The following is a 17,467-nucleotide window of genomic DNA, read 5'->3' as shown; positions in this document are numbered from 1 at the left end:
CCGAGCGGCCGGCACAGAAACGGACCCGGTCACCGCGACCGGGCAAGGAAAGGAAACGAGCCCCCATGGCGAACACCGAAGCGACACTGAAGGAAGCGATGAGCTCGATCGAGGGCGCCACCGGTGCCGCCCTCGTCGACTACACCAGCGGAATGGCCCTGGGCACGCTGGGCGGCGGCAAGGACTTCAACCTGGAGGTCGCCGCCGCGGGCAACACCGACGTGATCCGCGCCAAGCTCCGCACCATGGAACACCTGGGGCTCAAGGAGGAGATCGAGGACATCCTCATCACCCTGAACACCCAGTACCACCTGATCCGGCTGCTCAAGACCCGTGGCGGCAACGGCCTGTTCCTCTACCTGGTGCTGGACGCGAGCCGGGCGAACCTGGCGATGGCCCGCCACCAGCTGAAGAAGATCGAGGCCGAGCTGGAGGTCTGACGCGTTCGGGGCGGCGCGGGGCCCGGGGCTCTCACTCCACGAACAGGCCGCGTGCCGCCGCCCGTACGTCGAACTCCTCCAACCGGGCCTGGGCGTCGGGCAGCCCGTCGCACATCGCCTCCAGCAGCACCCGGCCGAGCAGCATCGGCGCACAGACCGTGTCGAAGGAGAGCCCCGAGCCGATCGCCGCCGGGAGCAGCAGATCGCTGTACTTGGCGACCGGCGCGAACGCGGAGTCGGCGACCGTCACGACGGTCAGCCCCTGGCCCTGGGCGTACGCGAGCGCGTCCACGCTCTCCTTGGGGTGGCGCGGCAGCGCGAAGCACATCAGGGCGGTGGCCCCGGCCCGGCGGGCGGAGTCGATCCGGTCGGCCAGCATGCTGCCGCCCTCGTCGAGCACCCGGACGTCGGGGTGCACCTTGGCGGCGAAGTAGCCGAACCCGCGCGCCTGCGAGGAGGCGGCGCGCAACCCGAGCACCGGCAGGGGCCGGGAGCCGGCGAGCAGCCGCCCGGCCCGCTCGACGGGAGCCGGGTCGGCGAGGACGTCGGAGAGGTGCTGAAGGTTCTCGATCTCGGCGCGGACGGCCTGCTGGTACTCGTTGTACCGCTCCCCCGCCTCCTCCTGCTCCGCCTCGGCGGGCGCGACCTCGCGCAGGTGCCTGCGCAGCGCCGGATAGCCGTCGAAGCCGAGGGCGACGGCGAAGCGGGTGACGGAGGGCTGGCTGACCCCGGCCAGCTCGGCCAGCTCGACGCTGGAGAGGAACGGCGCGTCGGCGGCCCGGCGGACCATGCAGTGCGCGATGCGCCGCTGGGTGGGCGTGAGCCGGTGGCCCTCGAAGAGCCGCTGCAACCGTGCGGCGGGGCTGCTCCCGCTCATGGTGTCCCCTTGCTGGATCCGTCGCGCCATGATCGGCGCCGGTCGTTCTATTCAGCCAGGAAGGTTGCTGTATGTCCATATGCAGTGCGGCGAGGGCGGGCGGGGAGGGGTGCTCCGGTTCGAGAGCCGAAGTCCGGGAGGTAGGGCGCCCAGGGTTGACCGGGCCGCCTCGGCCCGGTCAACCCTGCGAGAACGACACCATCGATCACAAGAACACGCCAGAACGGATGGCGCATACTCCCCGCCGCTAACGCCATTCCGCTGGAATGCGGGCCAGTTGCTCGAGGATATGCCAGTCCCGGGGCCTGAAGGAGGGGGAGTGCCACGCTGCACCATTCCCCACCCAGTAGCCGCGGTAGTTCCGGACCCCCATAAGGCTGGTGTCGGACACATCTGACTCGTTTCCGCAGCACACGCAGATGAGCGCTGTGGGCCATCCGTCTTCCCAGAACAGGTCGCCGTCGTCGTGTCCGCACACCCGGCAGGCAGATTCTTCGTCCGGGCCGGGAGCAACGAGGCGTTCTGGTGGCATGGAGTCGCCTTTCATCCCTGTCAGCGTCCTCGCCGGCCTTGCGCCTTGAGGTCATCATCAAGCGTAGGCAGATGAGGGTGCGGGCGCCCCGGCGGACCGGAGACCGGCGGCAACTGCCGCCAGGCGCGGCCAGCGCTTCGCGGTCCCCGTACCTGCGCCGGCCACCGCGCTACGGTCGAGTCGGAGCAGGCGGGACCACCCGCCGGAACAGCTCCCCCAGCTCATCCGGCACCATGCGCTCGACCATCACCGCACAGCGCAGACTGCTCAGCCCACCAACGGAGACGACGTCCAAGAAGGGGGCCGGCCCGACGATATTCGGGGGTTAGCCCCACTGCCACCACGCTGCTGCCTCCGTACCGTGGTCGGCATGGAAGCCCGTGACCACGAGCTCAAGAAGGAGCTCGCCGCCACCCTCCAGGCCCGCGGCGAGCTGGGCGCGGAGTACGAGTCCGTGCTCGTCGAATCGTTCCTGGAGAAGGTCGAGCAGCGCCTCGACACCACGCTCGACCGCCGGGTCCGCCGCCAGCTCGCCGAGCAGCAGATGGCCGACGCCCGGGGCGGGCGTCCGGCGCAGCCGGAGACCTTCGGGGAACGGCACGCGCTGGGGATCGTCTCGCTGATCCTGGCCGTCCCGCTGTCCGCGATCGGCGTCGTGAACGCCGGGCTGGGAGGTCTGGTGGTGGCCTGGCTCGGCATCGTCGGCGTCAACGCGTTCCAGGCGGCGCGGAGCGGCGGGCTGTTCCGCCGCGGGGACGAACGGAGGTCGTCCGACTGGAAGGACTGAGCCCGCCGCAGGGGCGGAGCAGGGGCGGGCCCGAACGTCAGCGAGCCCGGAGGTTATGTCGCGGGGACCGCCGCACCCCCGGTTGCCGGGGGGCGGGACGACGGCGGTCCCCGCGAGGGACGCGGTCCGGGTCAGGGCCGGTTGCCCGCGTCCGGGCGACGGTGGAGGTCCGGGAGCCGCTCCGTAGTCCGGTGTCGCCGTTCTGGGTGCCGGCGGGTTTCCCTGCCGACACCCACCAATGTGCCGGAGCCGTGTTAAGCGGGTGCTGCGCGGACGTGACGCGCTCGTACCGTTTCCGCGAAGCCCCGCGACCGGCCTCCCCGAAGCTGCGCGCCGGACTCTCGGATGCCCCGCGCCCAGCTCTCCCGAGGCCCGCCGCCGGACCGTGGGGCAGCGGCCCCGGACCGGGCCGGACGTACCGGCCCGGTCCGAGGCCGGGGCCGGGAGCCGGGCGACCGGCCCGTCGGCGGCCTCGGCCCGGCCCCGGCCGGGCGACGGAGACGTCCCGTCAGGCCTTCGCCGTGCCCGCGTCCTTGGCGAGGAACGCCAGCAGGTCCTGTCGGCTCACGACGCCCTTCGGCTTGCCTTCCACGAGCACGATCGCCGCGTCGGCCCCGTCCGTGCCGCTGAGCACGGCCATCAGGTCCTCGACCGGTTCGCCGGAGCCGACCTGCGGCAGCGGGGCCGACATGTGCTTCTCCAGCGGGTCGGTCAGCGCGGCCCGCTGGGTGAACAGCGCGTCCAGCAGCTGCCGCTCCACGACGGAGCCGATGACCTCGGCGGCCATCACGTCGGGGTGGCCGGCGCCCGGCTTCACGATCGGCATCTGGGAGACGCCGTACTCGCGCAGCACCTCGATCGCCTCGCCGACCGTCTCCTCCGGGTGCATGTGGACGAGGGAGGGCATCGGGCCCTCCTTGAAGTCCAGGACCGCGCCCACGGTGGCGGAGGTGCCGGAGTCCTCCAGGAAGCCGTAGTCGGCCATCCACTCGTCGTTGAAGATCTTGCTCAGGTAGCCGCGCCCGCTGTCCGGGAGCAGCACCACGACGACGTCGTCGGGGCCGAGCCGCTTGGCGACCTCCAGGGCGCCGACGACCGCCATGCCGCAGGAGCCGCCGACGAGCAGGCCCTCCTCCTTGGCCAGGCGGCGGGTCATCTGGAAGGAGTCCTTGTCGGACACCGCGACGATCTCGTCCGTCACGTCGCGGTCGTAGGCGCTCGGCCAGAAGTCCTCGCCGACGCCCTCGACCAGATACGGCCGCCCGGAGCCGCCGGAGTAGACCGAGCCCTCCGGGTCCGCGCCGATGACCTGGACCACGCCGTCGCTGATCTCCTTGAGGTAGCGCCCGGTGCCGCTGATGGTGCCGCCGGTGCCGACGCCCGCGACGAAGTGGGTGATCTTCCCCTCCGTCTGCTCCCACAGCTCCGGACCGGTGGTCTCGTAGTGCGAGCGCGGGTTGTTCGGGTTGGAGTACTGGTCGGGCTTCCAGGCGCCCGGCGTCTCGGTGACCAGCCGGTCGGAGACGTTGTAGTACGAGTCCGGGTGCTCGGGGTCAACGGCGGTGGGGCAGACGACGACCTCCGCGCCGTACGCCCGCAGCACGTTGATCTTGTCCGTGGACACCTTGTCCGGGCAGACGAAGATGCACTTGTAGCCCTTCTGCTGCGCGACGATGGCGAGGCCGACGCCGGTGTTGCCGCTGGTCGGCTCGACGATCGTGCCGCCGGGCTTCAGCTCCCCGCTCTGCTCGGCCGCCTCGATCATGCGCAGCGCGATGCGGTCCTTCACGGACCCGCCGGGGTTGAAGTACTCGACCTTGGCCAGGACCGTCGCCTGGATACCTGCCGTGACGTTGCGCAGCCTCACCAGCGGGGTGTTGCCGACAAGACTGATCATCGAATCGTGGAATTGCACCGTGTACTCCGGGATCTCCGAGATGGTCCGGCCCAGAGTATGCGTACGGGACGCACTGTGCGTACGGGAAGGAGTACGCGGAGCCCCGGGCGGGGCAAGTAGGTACGTGTACGGCTGTACGGCGAGGAGGAGGTGGACCGGACTGTGTCGAGAGCAAGGGTGGCACGGCGGATCGCGGCGGGCGCGGCTTACGGCGGTGGCAGCATCGGGTTGATCGGTGCGGCAGCCGTGGGCGTGTTCCTGGCGGAGGTCCAGCTCGCGAAGAGGCAGGTCGGCGGCGGGACGGCTCCGGTTCCGCCGAGCGCGGACGGGCGGTACGGAGTGGCGTTCGCCGGGCCGAACGACGCCATGCGGCTCGGGCTGCTCGGGGATTCCACAGCCGCGGGCCAGGGAGTGCGGCGGGCCGGGCAGACCCCGGGGGCGCTGCTGGCCTCGGGGCTCGCGGCGGTGGCCGAGCGGCCGGTGGATCTGCGGAACGTGGCCCTGCCCGGAGCCCGGTCGGACGATCTGGAGCGGCAGGTCTCGCTGCTGCTCGCGGATCCGGCGCGGGTCCCGGACGTCTGCGTGATCATGATCGGGGCGAACGACGTCACCCACCGGATGCCCGCGACCCAGTCGGTGCGCTGTCTGACGACGGCGGTGCGCAGGCTGCGGACGGCGGGCGCGGAGGTGGTCGTCGGGACCTGCCCGGACCTGGGCACGATCGAGCCGGTCTACCAGCCGCTGCGCTGGCTGGCCCGGCGGGTGAGCCGGCAGCTGGCGGCGGCGCAGACGATCGGCGTGGTGGAGCAGGGCGGGCGCACGGTGTCGCTGGGCGACCTGCTGGGCCCCGAGTTCGCGGCGAACCCGCGCGAACTGTTCGGCCCGGACAACTACCACCCCTCCGCCGAGGGCTACGCCACGGCGGCCATGGCGGTGCTGCCCACGCTGTGCGCGGTGCTGGGCCTGTGGCCGGAGACCGACCGGCTGGACGGCACCCGGCGCGAGGACATCCTCCCGGTGGCGAAGGCCGCGTCCCAGGCGGCCCGGGAGGCCGGTACGGAGGTCACGGGGGCGCGTGCTCCCTGGGCCCTCCTCAAGCACCGCAGGCGGCGGCGCCTGCCCGCCTCCACCGAGCCCACCCCGCACGCCCGTCCGGACACCGCCCACGGGCACGCGTAGCGGGAGGCGCCCGGCGGCGGACGCCACTGAGCAAGCGCTTAGAAAAGAGTCCCGCATCACACGGCCTGCCGGGTGACCCCGGCGATACGTCCGGGTAACTTCCAGAGGAGTTCCGCCTGTCCACCCCGGCGTGCGGCCGTTCAGCCTCGACAGCCCGAACAGCCCCGCAAGCCGTACAGCCTCACAGCCCGTACAGCCTTCCAGCCCTTGGAGCCGCGTGATGCCCGAAGCCGTGATCGTCTCTGCCGCCCGTTCGCCGATCGGCCGCGCCTTCAAGGGGTCCCTGAAGGACCTGCGCGCGGACGACCTGACCGCCACGATCATCCAGACCGCGCTGGGCAAGGTCCCCGAGCTGGACCCGAAGGACATCGACGACCTGATGCTGGGCTGCGGTCTGCCCGGTGGCGAGCAGGGCAACAACCTGGGCCGCATCATCGCCGTACAGATGGGGATGGACCACCTTCCCGGCTGCACGATCACCCGTTACTGCTCCTCGTCGCTGCAGACGAGCCGGATGGCGCTGCACGCGATCAAGGCGGGCGAGGGGGACGTCTTCATCTCGGCCGGTGTCGAGATGGTGTCCCGCTTCGCCAAGGGCAACTCCGACAGCCTGCCGGACACGCACAACCCGCTGTTCGCCGAGGCCGAGGCCCGTACAGCCGCCCGCGCCGAGCAGACCGGCACCGACTGGCACGACCCGCGCGAGGACGGCCTGGTCCCGGACGCGTACATCGCCATGGGGCAGACCGCGGAGAACCTGGCCCGGCTCAAGGGCGTCACCCGCCAGGACATGGACGAGTTCGGCGTACGGTCGCAGAACCTCGCCGAGGAAGCCCTGAAGAACGGCTTCTGGGAGCGGGAGATCACTCCGGTCACGACCCCCGACGGCACGGTCGTCGCCAAGGACGACGGCCCGCGCGCGGGCGTCACCCTGGAGGGCGTGCAGGGCCTGAAGCCGGTCTTCCGCCCCGACGGCCTCGTCACCGCGGGCAACTGCTGCCCGCTGAACGACGGCGCGGCGGCCCTCGTGATCATGTCGGACACCAAGGCGCGCGAGCTGGGCCTGACCCCGCTGGCCCGGATCGTCTCCACCGGCGTCTCCGGCCTCTCCCCCGAGATCATGGGCTACGGCCCGGTCGAGGCCAGCAAGCAGGCGCTGAAGCGGGCCGGCCTGACCGTCGGCGACATCGATCTCGCCGAGATCAACGAGGCGTTCGCCGCCCAGGTCATCCCCTCCTACCGGGACCTCGGCCTGCCGCTGGAGAAGGTCAACGTCAACGGCGGCGCGATCGCGGTCGGCCACCCCTTCGGCATGACCGGCGCCCGCATCACCGGCACGCTGATCAACAGCCTCCAGTTCCACGACAAGCAGTTCGGCCTGGAGACGATGTGCGTGGGCGGCGGCCAGGGCATGGCGATGGTGATCGAGCGGCTGAGCTGAGCCTTCTCGCGTCCCGCGCGGCGGGGTTGTCGAACCCCGTCGAGCCCCGACCGTGACCGAATCTCCCCCAGGATGTGATCTGCGTCCCGGGGGAGCGTCGTTTCTGCAGGTCAGGGCTGTTTGAGGCGAAACATCGGACCGAAAGACCTGTCCATTTCGTGACGTAATGCACTGACAGCGCGTACCGGTACAGGCCAAGCTGATGTAGGAAGTCGGGGGTATCGATAGAGACCGGGAGTATGTCAGTGAGCGCCATGTCATTTGCCCTGTTGCTGACCACCGCCGCTGCCACGGCCGTCGGCGCCGCCGCACTGCACGCCGCTCACGGGCTGCGCAAGCAGGTCGTGGCGCTGCGCACGGAGCTGTCCGCGAGCCGCGCTCCCGGCGCCTCCGTGCCGCCGCAGAGCCGCAGTACAGCCACCCCCGCCGAGGAGATACGCGCGGCCGTGGCCGAGGCGCTCGCCGAGGAGCGGGAGCGTGAGCTGGCCGAGGCCCGCGCCTTCTGGGCGGCCCAGGAAGCCCGCGACGCCGCCGACGCCCCCTCCCTGCTGGGCGGTCTGCCCGGCCTGGGCGACGACGCCCCGTACTACCTGCCCCGGCAGACCGACTTCGCCGGGCTGGAGTCGCTGGACCTGGAGGCGGCCGAGGCGATGGAGGAGCTCGTCGAGCTGAGCGAGCGGACCCTCGCGGAGCACGACGCCGGTGAGCTGACCGATCTGCCGACGGAGCTGTCCGCGGACATGGCGACCGGGCTTCCGGAGGCCTCGGAGTTCCCCGAGGACTCCCCCGAGCTGGCCGCCGCCCGCCGCCGGCACCCCTCGCACCCGGACTTCGTCCCCGTCCAGACGCCGGTGGTCACCGACCACGAGCGCACGGTGAACCGGCTGGAGGAGCTCGCCGACACCGCGACCGAGCTGACCGATGTGCGGCCCGGCCCGCTGGGCACGCTCGATGTGTACGTCTTCGCCGACGGCACCACGCTCTGCATGACCCCGGGCCACCGCGAGACCGCCGAGCGGCTCGCGGACGCGCTGCAGGCGGGCCGGCAGCCGGTGCTGCTGGGCGGCTCGGGCGTCTCGGGCGCCTATGCGCTGACCTTCTCCTGCGGCGAGGACAACGTGTACATCCTCGCCGACCGCGTCATCGCCTCGTTCTGACCGCCGGGCGCGGGCCGCTCGCAGGCGTTCCCGCGCCGCTCACGCGAAAGCCCGCACCGCCGCTTCGTCGACGTACCGCACGGCCTCGTCCAGCTCCTGGGACGGGGCCGTTTCCAGTGCCACGGCCAGGTCCCGCCCGGCGACGGCGAGCTGGTCGCCCACCGCGAACATCCCGGCGTCCGGCAGCTCCCGCGGCTCGGCGGCCGGGTTCTCCAGCCGCTGGGCGCGTCCGGCGAGCTCCCGGGCGGCGGCCAGCGCCTCGGCGGCCGCACCGCGCTGGAGGCGGCTCTGCGGGGCCGAACGCAGCCGGTCGGCGAAACGGTCCACGGCCAGGATCAGGGGCGTCGTATCGAGCACCCGGCCGACCCTACGCGCCTCTCCCGCGCCCCCGCCAACGGCCCGATCCGCACACCGTGCCCCGCACCCGCCCCCCACACGCGGAACGGCCCGCGGGCGCGATGCCTGCGGGCCGTTCCGGTACTGCCGGTGCTACGGGTACTGCGGGAGCGGTCAGTCGTCGCCGCTGAGGATCGCGACCAGGCGCAGCATCTCGATGTAGATCCACACCAGGGTCACGGTGAGGCCGAACGCGGCCAGCCACTCCTCCTCACGGGGGGCGCCGTACGCGATGCCGTCCTCGACCTGCTTGAAGTTCAGGGCGAGGATGGCGGCGCCGATGACGATGGCCACGATGCCGAAGACGACACCGAGGGCGCCGCTGCGGAAGCCGAGGCCGTCACCGCCGCCGAACACGGCGAACAGGAGGTTGACCATCATCAGCAGCATGAAGCCGATGGCGGCCGCCATCACGAAGCCGTAGAAGCGGCGCGTGACCCGGATCAGCCCGGTGCGGTACGCGATCAGCACACCGGCGAAGACCGCCATGGTGCCGAGCACCGCCTGCATCGCGGCGCCGGGGGCCACGTACATGCTGACGATGTTGCTGACGATGCCGAGGAAGACACCCTCGAACGCCGCGTAGGTCAGGATCAGCGCGGGCGAGGGCCGGCGCTTGAACGAGTTGACCAGCGACAGGACGAAACCGATGAGCGCGGCGCCGATGGCCACGCCGTAGGCGGTGCTCAGGTTCGCCTGGTCGACCGGCATGATCCACCACGCGGCCGCGGCGGCCACGATGACGGTGCCGAGTGTCATCGCCGTGCGCGTCACCACGCCGTCGATGGTCATCGCGTCCGTACGGGCGGGCGCCTGCGGGGCACCGTGCAGGTCCGTCTGCGCGTAGGGGTTGGTGGCGTACGGGTTGGCGGCGGTGCCCTGCGCGTACGGGTTGCCCGTCGCGGGGGCCCCGGCCTGCGGCGCCGCGTTGAAACCCGCGTGGCCGTTGTCGCGGCTGAAGCCCCGTCGCGAGAAGACCGGGTTGCTGCTCCTCATCTCACTCCTCCATGGCCACACTGCGTGGCCTTGCCCTAAGAGTAATGGGTAGGCAAAAGAATCACTCTAGTGCTCGGGGAGGATCTTTCCTGCATCCATGATGGAGCGCCCGCCGGGGACCGGCCGGGTTTCGGGGGTGGCGGGGAGGTCACGGTACGGGCCGTGAGGGTCACGCAGCGTGCGGTGCGTGGTGCCCGGAGCCGGACTCGAACCGGCACGCCCCCGAGGGGCAGCGAGGTTTAAGCTCGCCGTGTCTACGTTCCACCATCCGGGCGTGCCGCGCGGCTCCGCGTCTGGCTACCGACCCTATCCGGGACCGTCCCTCGATCAGCGGAACAGTGGCGCGATGTTGTCTTATTTTATTGACCGCTTGAGGGCCCGTCAGCACATCGGGCCGGTCTGACCACATGCCCGCGGCGGTTCCCGGGCGGTGTGCGCGCCGCATCGGAATGACGGAAAGTCGCCGCACTCGTACGGCCCAATCCGCCAGGTCCGCGCCATGCTTCGCCAGGGCGTCCGCCACCCTCGGCCGCCGCCCCGCTCCGGACCTGCGGGCGGTGCCCCTCCGGGACGGCCCGACAGTCGCCGCGACCGCCCTCCGCCCCCGCCGTCGTCTCCTCACGCTGGGTCACCGCACCGCCCCGGCGGGACTCCGCTCAGGGTCGGTGTCATACCCGAGGAGGACGGATACACGCCCGTGGTGCGACTCAAGGGGGCCCCGGGAACGGGCTTCGGGGGTGACGACCGGAAGCGGGGAAGCCGTAAGGATGGAGTAAGTCCCCGAGGCATGGCGCCGGCGCACCGCCTCACCACGGCCCAGGCCATCCGCATCACCGAATCAGGAGCGTCCCAGTGACCACCACCCCCACCGTTCACCGCGCCACCGCGGTGGCTGCCCGCGCCACGGAGCTGTCGAAGGTCTACGGCGAGGGCGAGACACAGGTCGTCGCCCTGGACCGGGTGACCGTGGACTTCCCGCAGGGTGAGTTCACCGCGATCATGGGCCCGTCGGGCTCCGGCAAGTCGACGCTGATGCACTGCGTCGCCGGGCTCGACAGCTTCACCAGCGGATCGGTGCGGATCGGCGAGACCGAGCTGTCCACCCTGAAGGACAAGCAGCTCACCCAGTTGCGCCGGGACAAGATCGGCTTCATCTTCCAGGCGTTCAACCTGCTCCCGACGCTCACCGCGCTGGAGAACATCACCCTGCCGATGGACATCGCGGGCCGTAAGCCGGACGCCGAGTGGCTCCAGAAGGTGATCGACATGGTCGGTCTCTCGGAGCGGCTGAAGCACCGCCCGACCGAGCTCTCCGGCGGTCAGCAGCAGCGCGTCGCCGTGGCCCGTGCCCTGGCCGCCAAGCCCGAGATCATCTTCGGTGACGAGCCCACCGGGAACCTGGACTCCCGCTCCGGCGCCGAGGTGCTGGGCTTCCTGCGCAACTCGGTGCGCGAGCTGGGCCAGACCGTGGTGATGGTGACGCACGACCCGGTGGCCGCCTCCTACGCGGACCGGGTCATCTTCCTCGCGGACGGCGCGGTCGTCGACCAGATGATGCGCCCGACCGCCGACGGCGTCCTCGACCGGATGAAGGCGTTCGACGCGAAGGGGCGCACCAGCTGACGCCCGCGGCCGGTCACGCCGACCGGCCGACGCCCGGCTGACGCGTACGGCCGCCGCCCCGGCCCCGTACCCGCGCCCCCGCCCTCCCCTTCCGGACCCATCCCAGGACACAGACATGTTCCGTACCGCCCTGCGCAATGTGCTCGCGCACAAGGCCAGGCTGCTGATGACCGTGCTCGCCGTCATGCTCGGCGTAGCGTTCGTCTCCGGCACGCTGGTCTTCACCGACACCCTCGGCAACGCCTTCCGCAACCAGTCCGCCAAGAGCTACGACAACGTCGCCGTCTCCATCGAGACGTTCGCCGGCGACGACGAGAAGACCCCCGGCATCGACGAGGCCACCCTGGAGAAGATCCGGGGCCTGGACGGCGTGGCCTCCGCCACCGGCCGCGTCAGCGGCTTCGCCGGGGTCGCCGACCCCGACGGCAAGCTGATCGGCAACGGCTGGTCCAACACCGGCGCGAACTTCGCCCCCGGCAAGGACGGCAAGGACGCCACGTACGACTTCACCGAGGGCACGGGCCCGGTGGACGGCGACGCGGTCGCGCTCGACAAGGACACCGCGAGCAAGGGCGAGTACCAGGTCGGCGACCCGGTGCGGGTGGCGACCAACGGCCCGGTGAAGGAGTACACCCTCGCGGGGATCTTCACCACCGAGGACGGCGCGGTCAACGCGGGCGGCAGCCTCGTGCTGTTCGACACCCCGACCGCCCAGCAGCTCTACCTGAAGCCCGGTGTCTTCCAGAGCGCCACGGTCAGCGCCGCGGGCCAGGTCTCCGACCGGAAGCTGCTGGACGAGATCGAGCCGCTGCTGCCGGAGGACGCCACCGCGCAGACCGGCAAGGCGCTGGCCGACCAGCAGGCCAAGGACATCGAGTCCGGTCTGAGCGGCCTCAACACCATGCTGCTGGCCTTCGCCGGGATCGCGCTGTTCGTCGGCGTGTTCCTCATCGCGAACACCTTCACGATGCTCATCGCCCAGCGGACGCGTGAGCTCGCCCTGATGCGGGCCATCGGCGCCACCCGCCGCCAGGTGAAGCGCTCGGTGCTGCTGGAGGCCGCCGTCGTCGGCACCCTCGCCTCCGTCATCGGCTTCCTCCTCGGTCTCGGCCTCGCCACCGGTCTGCGGTCCGGGATGAGCCTGCTGGGCGGCAAGATCCCCGCCGGTCCGCTGGTCGTCTCGCCGACCGCCGTCGTCTCCGCCTTCGCGGTCGGCATCCTGATCACCGTGCTGGCCGCGTGGCTGCCCGCCCGCCGGGCCGCGAAGATCGCCCCGGTCGCCGCGATGAGCAGCGTCCACGCCACCGCATCGGTCAAGTCCCTCGTCGTACGGAACTCGATCGGCGGCGCGATCACCCTGCTCGGCTCGGCCGGCATCGTCGGCGGTGCGGCGACCGGCGGCACCTCCGGCCGGCAGCTGGTCGCGGCGGGCGCGTTCTTCGCGCTGATCGGGGTCATCATCCTGATCCCGCTGCTCTCCCGCCCGGTGGTCGCGCTGTTCCGGCCGCTGCTGACGAAGGTGTTCGGCGTCTCCGGGAAGCTGGCCTCGCAGAACGCGGTCCGCAACCCCCGGCGCACCGGAGCCACCGCCTCCGCGCTGGCGATCGGACTGACCCTGGTCACCGGGATCTCGGTGCTCGGCGTCACGCTCGGCCAGGCCATCGACAAGGTGACCACGGATCACATCAAGGCCGACTACATGGTCTCGATGGCCAGCGGCAGCTCGCTCGACGAGTCCGCGCTCACGGCCCTGTCGAAGGCCGACGGCGTCACCGCGCTCTCCCCGCAGCAGTCGGCGTGGTTCGAGGTCGACGGGGAGGGCTTCTCGGCCTCCGGCGTCACCCCGGGCGATGTGGAGAAGGTCTTCTCGCTGACGGCCGAGTCCGGTTCGCTGGCCTCGCTGAAGGACGGCCGGGTCGCGGTCGCCTCCGAGACCGCGAAGAAGTACGGCTGGAAGACCGGCGACACGCTTCCCGTCGAGTTCGGCGACGACAAGAAGGGCGAGCTGACGGTCGGGGCGACCTACAAGGAGAACGCGTTCCTCCAGCCCTTCGTGATCCCGAAGGAGCTGGCCGACCGGCACAGTTCCTCCGCCCGCCCGGAGATCCGCGACATCTGGATCACGTCGGACGGCGGCGCGAGCCAGGCCAACGAGCAGGCCATCGTGGACGCGCTCGGCGACAACCCGGCGATGAGCGTCATGGACCGGCAGGACATCCGCGACATGTTCGGCGGCTTCATCAACACGGCGCTGAACATCATGTACGGGCTGCTCGCCATGGCCCTGCTGATCGCGGTCCTCGGGGTCGTCAACACCCTCGCGATGTCGGTCTTCGAGCGGCAGCAGGAGATCGGGATGCTCCGCGCGATCGGTCTCGACCGGGGGCGCGTCAAGCGGATGATCCGGCTGGAGGCCGTCGTCATCTCGGTCTTCGGCGCGGTGATCGGGGTCGGCCTGGGCGTCTTCCTCGGCTGGGCGATCGGCCGGACCCTGTCCGCCGACATCCCCGGCTACGCCCTGGTCGTCCCGTGGGACCGGCTCGGCATCTTCCTGCTCCTGGCCGGCCTGGTGGGCGTCCTCGCCTCGCTGTGGCCCGCCCGCAGCGCCGCGAAGCTCAACATGCTGACGGCGATCAAGACGGAGTAGCCGGAAGTCCCGGACCGGAACGCAGGGGACGACGAGGGGCCGGTGCACCGCTGGGGAGCGGTGCACCGGCCCTCGCCCGTGCCGTACGCGTACGGGTCAGGCGTCCGCGCCCGCCGTCCACGCACGGGCGCGCAGCGGCAGCCGGGAGCCGCCCCCGTCGAGCGGGCGCACCGCGAGGATCTGGTTGACGCCGATCTTGTTGCGCTCGAAGGAGAGCGCCGACGCGGCCATGTAGAGCCGCCAGATCCTGGCCCGGCCCGGGGAGGTGGCGCGGACGGCGCGCGCCCAGTGCCGCTCCAGGTTGGCCACCCACTGGCGCAGGGTCAGCGCGTAGTGCTCGCGCAGCGCCTCGACGTCCCGGGCCTCGAAGCCGGCCTCCTCCAGGGTGGCCAGGGTCCGGCCGACCGGGGCCAGTTCCCCGTCGGGGAAGACGTAGGCGTCGATGAACGCGTCGATGTGGTACGCGTCCTCGTCCTGCTCGGGGCGGCGGGCGATCTGGTGGTTCAGGAGACGGCCCCCGGGCTTGAGGAGGGCGTAGAGGTCATCGGCGTACTCGCGGTAGCGGACCGAGCCGACGTGCTCGGCCATGCCGATGGAGGAGATGGCGTCGTACGGGCCGTCCGCGACGTCCCGGTAGTCCTGGACACGGATCTCGATCCGGTCGGTCAGGCCCTCCTCGGCGATGCGTTTGCGGGCGTGGGCGGCCTGTTCCCGGGAGAGGGTGATGCCGGTGACCCGGGCCCCGTAGTGGCGGGCGGCGTGGACGGCCATCGAGCCCCAGCCGCAGCCGACGTCCAGGAGCCGGTCGCCCTCCTTCAGGCCGAGCTTGCGGCAGACCAGGTCGAGCTTGTCGCGCTGGGCCTCCTCCAGGGTGCCGCCGTCCTGCCAGTAGGCGCAGGAGTAGACCATGGAGGGGCCGAGCACCAGGGCGTAGAAGTCGTTGCCGACGTCGTAGTGGTGGCTGATGGCCTCCTTGTCCCGGCGTCTGGTGTGCAGCGGGCCGGTGCGGCGGCGCACCTCCTCGGCGGGCGGGGCGGGCGGCGGCCAGGGGCCGGCGAGGCCGAGGAGGCCGCGGGCGAAGGCGCGGACCCGGGGGTCGCGGACCGGGTGGACGGTGTCCTTGGCGTCGGCGCCGCGGTCCCAGAGCAGCCCGGCGATCCGGTCGAGCACCTCGTACAGATCGCCCTCCACGTCGATCTCCCCGGCCACCCAGGCGCGGGCCAGGCCCAGTTCGCCGGGCTTCCACAGAAGGCGGCGCAGGGCGCGGCGGTGACGGATCACGAGGGCCGGGGCGTCGGGCGGCCCCGACTCACTGCCGTCCCAGGCCCGGATCCGGACCGGCAGGGGTTCCGCGAGCAGTTCCTCGGCGAGAGCGGTCAGCCGCGACGCGGCGTCTGCCATGGCGCACACCTCCGTGGTGTTTCCCCGACAAGCACGACAAGCACAGGCACGACGAGCACAGGCGACAGACATGCCCGTGGCCCCGCGACGACACCCCGGGTGCCGTCGCGAGGTACACCTGCGTCAACTCTTCCCGCACCCCTCGTCATCCCGCTACCGGGCCATGGATGGGCAAAGCGTGTGCGGGGCCCGCCCGCACCGGCGGGACCGCGACACCGCCGCCCGCCGCGCCCCGGCCCCGATACGCGCCCCGGGTACGCCGAAGGGGCCGTCCGCACCACGGATGGCGGACGGCCCCTTCGGGCGTCGTACGGGCGCTCCTCGCGGAGCGGGTCACCGGAGGGTCAGGAGGCCTTGGCCTTCTCGCCCTCGGGCTTGGCGGCGGCCGGAGCCGGGGCCGGCTTGGCGGCCTCGTAGAACTCCTCGCGCGGCGTCTCCATGGCGCCGAGCGAGACGACCTCGCGCTTGAGGAACATCGCCAGCGTCCAGTCGGCGAAGATCCGGATCTTGCGGTTCCAGGTCGGCATGGCCATGCCGTGGTAGCCGCGGTGCATGTACCAGGCGAGACGGCCCTTGAGCTTGATCTTCACCTTGCCCATGACGATCATCGCGACGCCCTTGTGCAGGCCGAGACCGGCGACCGCACCCTTGTTGGCGTGGCTGTACTCCTTCTGCGGGAAGCCCCGCATACCGGAGATCACGTTGTCGCCGAGGACCTTCGCCTGACGCAGCGCGTGCTGGGCGTTGGGCGGGCACCAGGCGTTCGGGTTGCCGGCGCGGCGGCCGACCATGTCCGGCACCTGGGCGTTGTCGCCCGCGGCCCAGATGTAGTCGGTGCCCTGCACCTGGAGCTTCTCCGAGGTGTCCACGTGGCCGCGGGGGCCGAGCGGCAGGCCGAAGCGGGCGAGCGCCGGGTTCGGCTTCACACCGGCGGTCCACACGATGGTGCTGGAGTCGACCTCCAGGCCGTTCTTCAGGACCACGTGACCGTCGACGCAGGAGTCCATCGAGGTGGAGAGGTAGATCTCCACACCGCGGCTCTCCAGGTGCTCCTTGCCGTAGGCGCCCAGCTTCGGGCCGACCTCGGGAAGGATCTTGTCGGCGGCGTCGACGAGGATGAAGCGCATGTCCTCGCGCTTCACGTTGGTGTAGTACTTCGCCGCGTCGCGGGCCATGTCCTCGACCTCGCCGATGGTCTCCGCACCGGCGAAACCGCCGCCCACGAAGACGAACGTCAGCGCCTTGCGGCGGACGTCGTCGTCGGTCGTGGAGTCGGCCTTGTCCAGCTGCTCCAGAACGTGGTTGCGCAGGCCGATGGACTCCTCGATGCCCTTCATGCCGATGCCCTGCTCGGCGAGGCCGGGGATCGGGAAGGTGCGGGAGACCGCGCCCATCGCGATGACCAGGTAGTCGAAGGGCAGCTCGTAGGCCTCGCCGACGAGCGGCGCGACCGTGGCGACCTTGCGGTCCTGGTCGATGGTCGTGACACGACCGGTGAGAACCTCAGCCTTGGGCAGCACGCGTCGCAGCGGGACGACGACATGCCGAGGCGAGATGCTGCCGGCAGCAGCTTCGGGGAGGAAGGGCTGGTAGGTCATGTACGACCGCGGGTCGACGACCGTGACGGTCGCCTCGCCGTATCGCATCTTCTTCAGAATGCGACGAGCTGCGTACAGGCCTACGTACCCACCGCCTACAACGAGGATCCTGGGACGCTCCGTGGTGCTCATGCCATCGAGTATCCACCCCGCCCCAGGGGGGTGCTCGTGAGCCCCTTCACAAGGATTGACCGACCCTCTGCTACACTTCGCCGCCCACGTGACCCAGGTCATGGGTACGAAAGGGAACCACGACACCGCCGGAAACGTTGTTCACCGCTTGTGAGCTGGCCCTTGACCCTTCGGGCGGGGTGAACCGCCGGCGCCCTTCACCCGGGCGTAACATCCCGGGAACGGGCCTGCGACACTCCTCCTGGCCCCCGGGAGCGCCTCATCGTGGCGCACAGGGCGCGAACTGCGCCCGACAGGGCCTGATTCCTTGTGAAGAAGTTCACGAACTTTCCCCCGTGCGACGCGCGCCGCACGGGGGCCCCGA

At 71.3% G+C, this 17,467-nt stretch carries 13 protein-coding genes and 1 tRNA gene; 7 read left to right on the top strand and 7 right to left on the bottom strand.

Going from position 1 to position 17,467, the window contains the following annotated elements; all coding sequences use genetic code 11:
* Positions 1–65: 65 nt before the first annotated feature.
* Positions 66–440 carry a hypothetical protein gene (locus tag KME66_RS21280; protein WP_010059861.1) on the top strand — a complete coding sequence of 125 codons (375 nt, stop codon included), beginning with the start codon at positions 66–68 and terminating at the stop codon, positions 438–440.
* A gap of 31 nt (positions 441–471) precedes the next feature.
* Here KME66_RS21280 and KME66_RS21275 read toward each other — a convergent pair whose 3' ends face one another.
* Positions 472–1,317, bottom strand: a complete 846-nt coding sequence (locus tag KME66_RS21275) for a MurR/RpiR family transcriptional regulator (protein WP_216324861.1) — start codon at positions 1,315–1,317, stop codon at positions 472–474.
* 902 nt (positions 1,318–2,219) lie between these two features.
* Between KME66_RS21275 and KME66_RS21270 the strand changes: the two genes are divergently transcribed.
* The gene (locus KME66_RS21270; RefSeq protein WP_216324859.1) at positions 2,220–2,636 is read left to right on the top strand and encodes a UbiA family prenyltransferase; all 417 of its coding nucleotides are present in this window, start codon (positions 2,220–2,222) and stop codon (positions 2,634–2,636) included.
* A gap of 508 nt (positions 2,637–3,144) precedes the next feature.
* Here the strand turns inward: KME66_RS21270 and KME66_RS21265 are convergent.
* The gene (locus KME66_RS21265) at positions 3,145–4,551 is read right to left on the bottom strand and encodes a cystathionine beta-synthase (protein ID WP_216324857.1); all 1,407 of its coding nucleotides are present in this window, start codon (positions 4,549–4,551) and stop codon (positions 3,145–3,147) included.
* A 159-nt stretch (positions 4,552–4,710) separates the two neighbouring features.
* Between KME66_RS21265 and KME66_RS21260 the strand changes: the two genes are divergently transcribed.
* From KME66_RS21260 to KME66_RS21250, 3 genes are all read left to right on the top strand, one after another.
* Complete coding sequence (locus KME66_RS21260) at positions 4,711–5,712, top strand: SGNH/GDSL hydrolase family protein (protein WP_216329526.1); 1,002 nt, start codon at positions 4,711–4,713, stop codon at positions 5,710–5,712.
* A gap of 220 nt (positions 5,713–5,932) precedes the next feature.
* Complete coding sequence (locus KME66_RS21255) at positions 5,933–7,153, top strand: acetyl-CoA C-acetyltransferase (RefSeq protein WP_073225503.1); 1,221 nt, start codon at positions 5,933–5,935, stop codon at positions 7,151–7,153.
* Between the two features lie 239 nt (positions 7,154–7,392).
* On the top strand, positions 7,393–8,310 hold the full coding sequence (locus KME66_RS21250) for a hypothetical protein (protein WP_253208435.1): 918 nt from the start codon (positions 7,393–7,395) through the stop codon (positions 8,308–8,310).
* Between the two features lie 39 nt (positions 8,311–8,349).
* Here KME66_RS21250 and KME66_RS21245 read toward each other — a convergent pair whose 3' ends face one another.
* The 3 genes from KME66_RS21245 to KME66_RS21235 form a co-directional block, all read right to left on the bottom strand.
* Positions 8,350–8,667, bottom strand: a complete 318-nt coding sequence (locus KME66_RS21245; protein WP_073225498.1) for a hypothetical protein — start codon at positions 8,665–8,667, stop codon at positions 8,350–8,352.
* A 153-nt stretch (positions 8,668–8,820) separates the two neighbouring features.
* Positions 8,821–9,702, bottom strand: coding sequence for a Bax inhibitor-1/YccA family protein (locus KME66_RS21240; RefSeq protein WP_073225496.1), 882 nt, complete (start codon positions 9,700–9,702; stop codon positions 8,821–8,823).
* Positions 9,703–9,890: 188 nt separating this feature from the next.
* Positions 9,891–9,976 (bottom strand) — tRNA-Leu (locus KME66_RS21235).
* Positions 9,977–10,554: 578 nt separating this feature from the next.
* Here KME66_RS21235 and KME66_RS21230 point away from each other — a divergent pair.
* Both KME66_RS21230 and KME66_RS21225 read left to right on the top strand, forming a co-directional pair.
* Positions 10,555–11,325: an ABC transporter ATP-binding protein gene (locus KME66_RS21230; RefSeq protein ID WP_073225494.1), complete on the top strand. Its 771-nt coding sequence runs from the start codon at positions 10,555–10,557 to the stop codon at positions 11,323–11,325.
* 115 nt (positions 11,326–11,440) lie between these two features.
* On the top strand, positions 11,441–13,972 hold the full coding sequence (locus KME66_RS21225) for an ABC transporter permease (protein WP_216324854.1): 2,532 nt from the start codon (positions 11,441–11,443) through the stop codon (positions 13,970–13,972).
* 96 nt (positions 13,973–14,068) lie between these two features.
* On the opposite strand, the gene KME66_RS21220 is transcribed toward KME66_RS21225, so the two are convergent.
* A complete protein-coding gene (locus tag KME66_RS21220) occupies positions 14,069–15,373 on the bottom strand; it encodes a cyclopropane-fatty-acyl-phospholipid synthase family protein (RefSeq protein WP_216324852.1) in 1,305 nt (434 codons plus the stop codon).
* A gap of 344 nt (positions 15,374–15,717) precedes the next feature.
* Positions 15,718–17,103, bottom strand: a complete 1,386-nt coding sequence (locus KME66_RS21215) for an NAD(P)/FAD-dependent oxidoreductase (RefSeq protein ID WP_073225488.1) — start codon at positions 17,101–17,103, stop codon at positions 15,718–15,720.
* Between the last annotated feature and the right edge of the window lie 364 nt (positions 17,104–17,467).

The sequence above is a fragment of the Streptomyces sp. YPW6 genome (assembly GCF_018866325.1).
Taxonomy (GTDB): domain Bacteria; phylum Actinomycetota; class Actinomycetes; order Streptomycetales; family Streptomycetaceae; genus Streptomyces.
The sequence above is the reverse complement of the archived record's forward strand: the minus strand, read 5'-3'. Positions and strand labels throughout refer to the sequence as shown.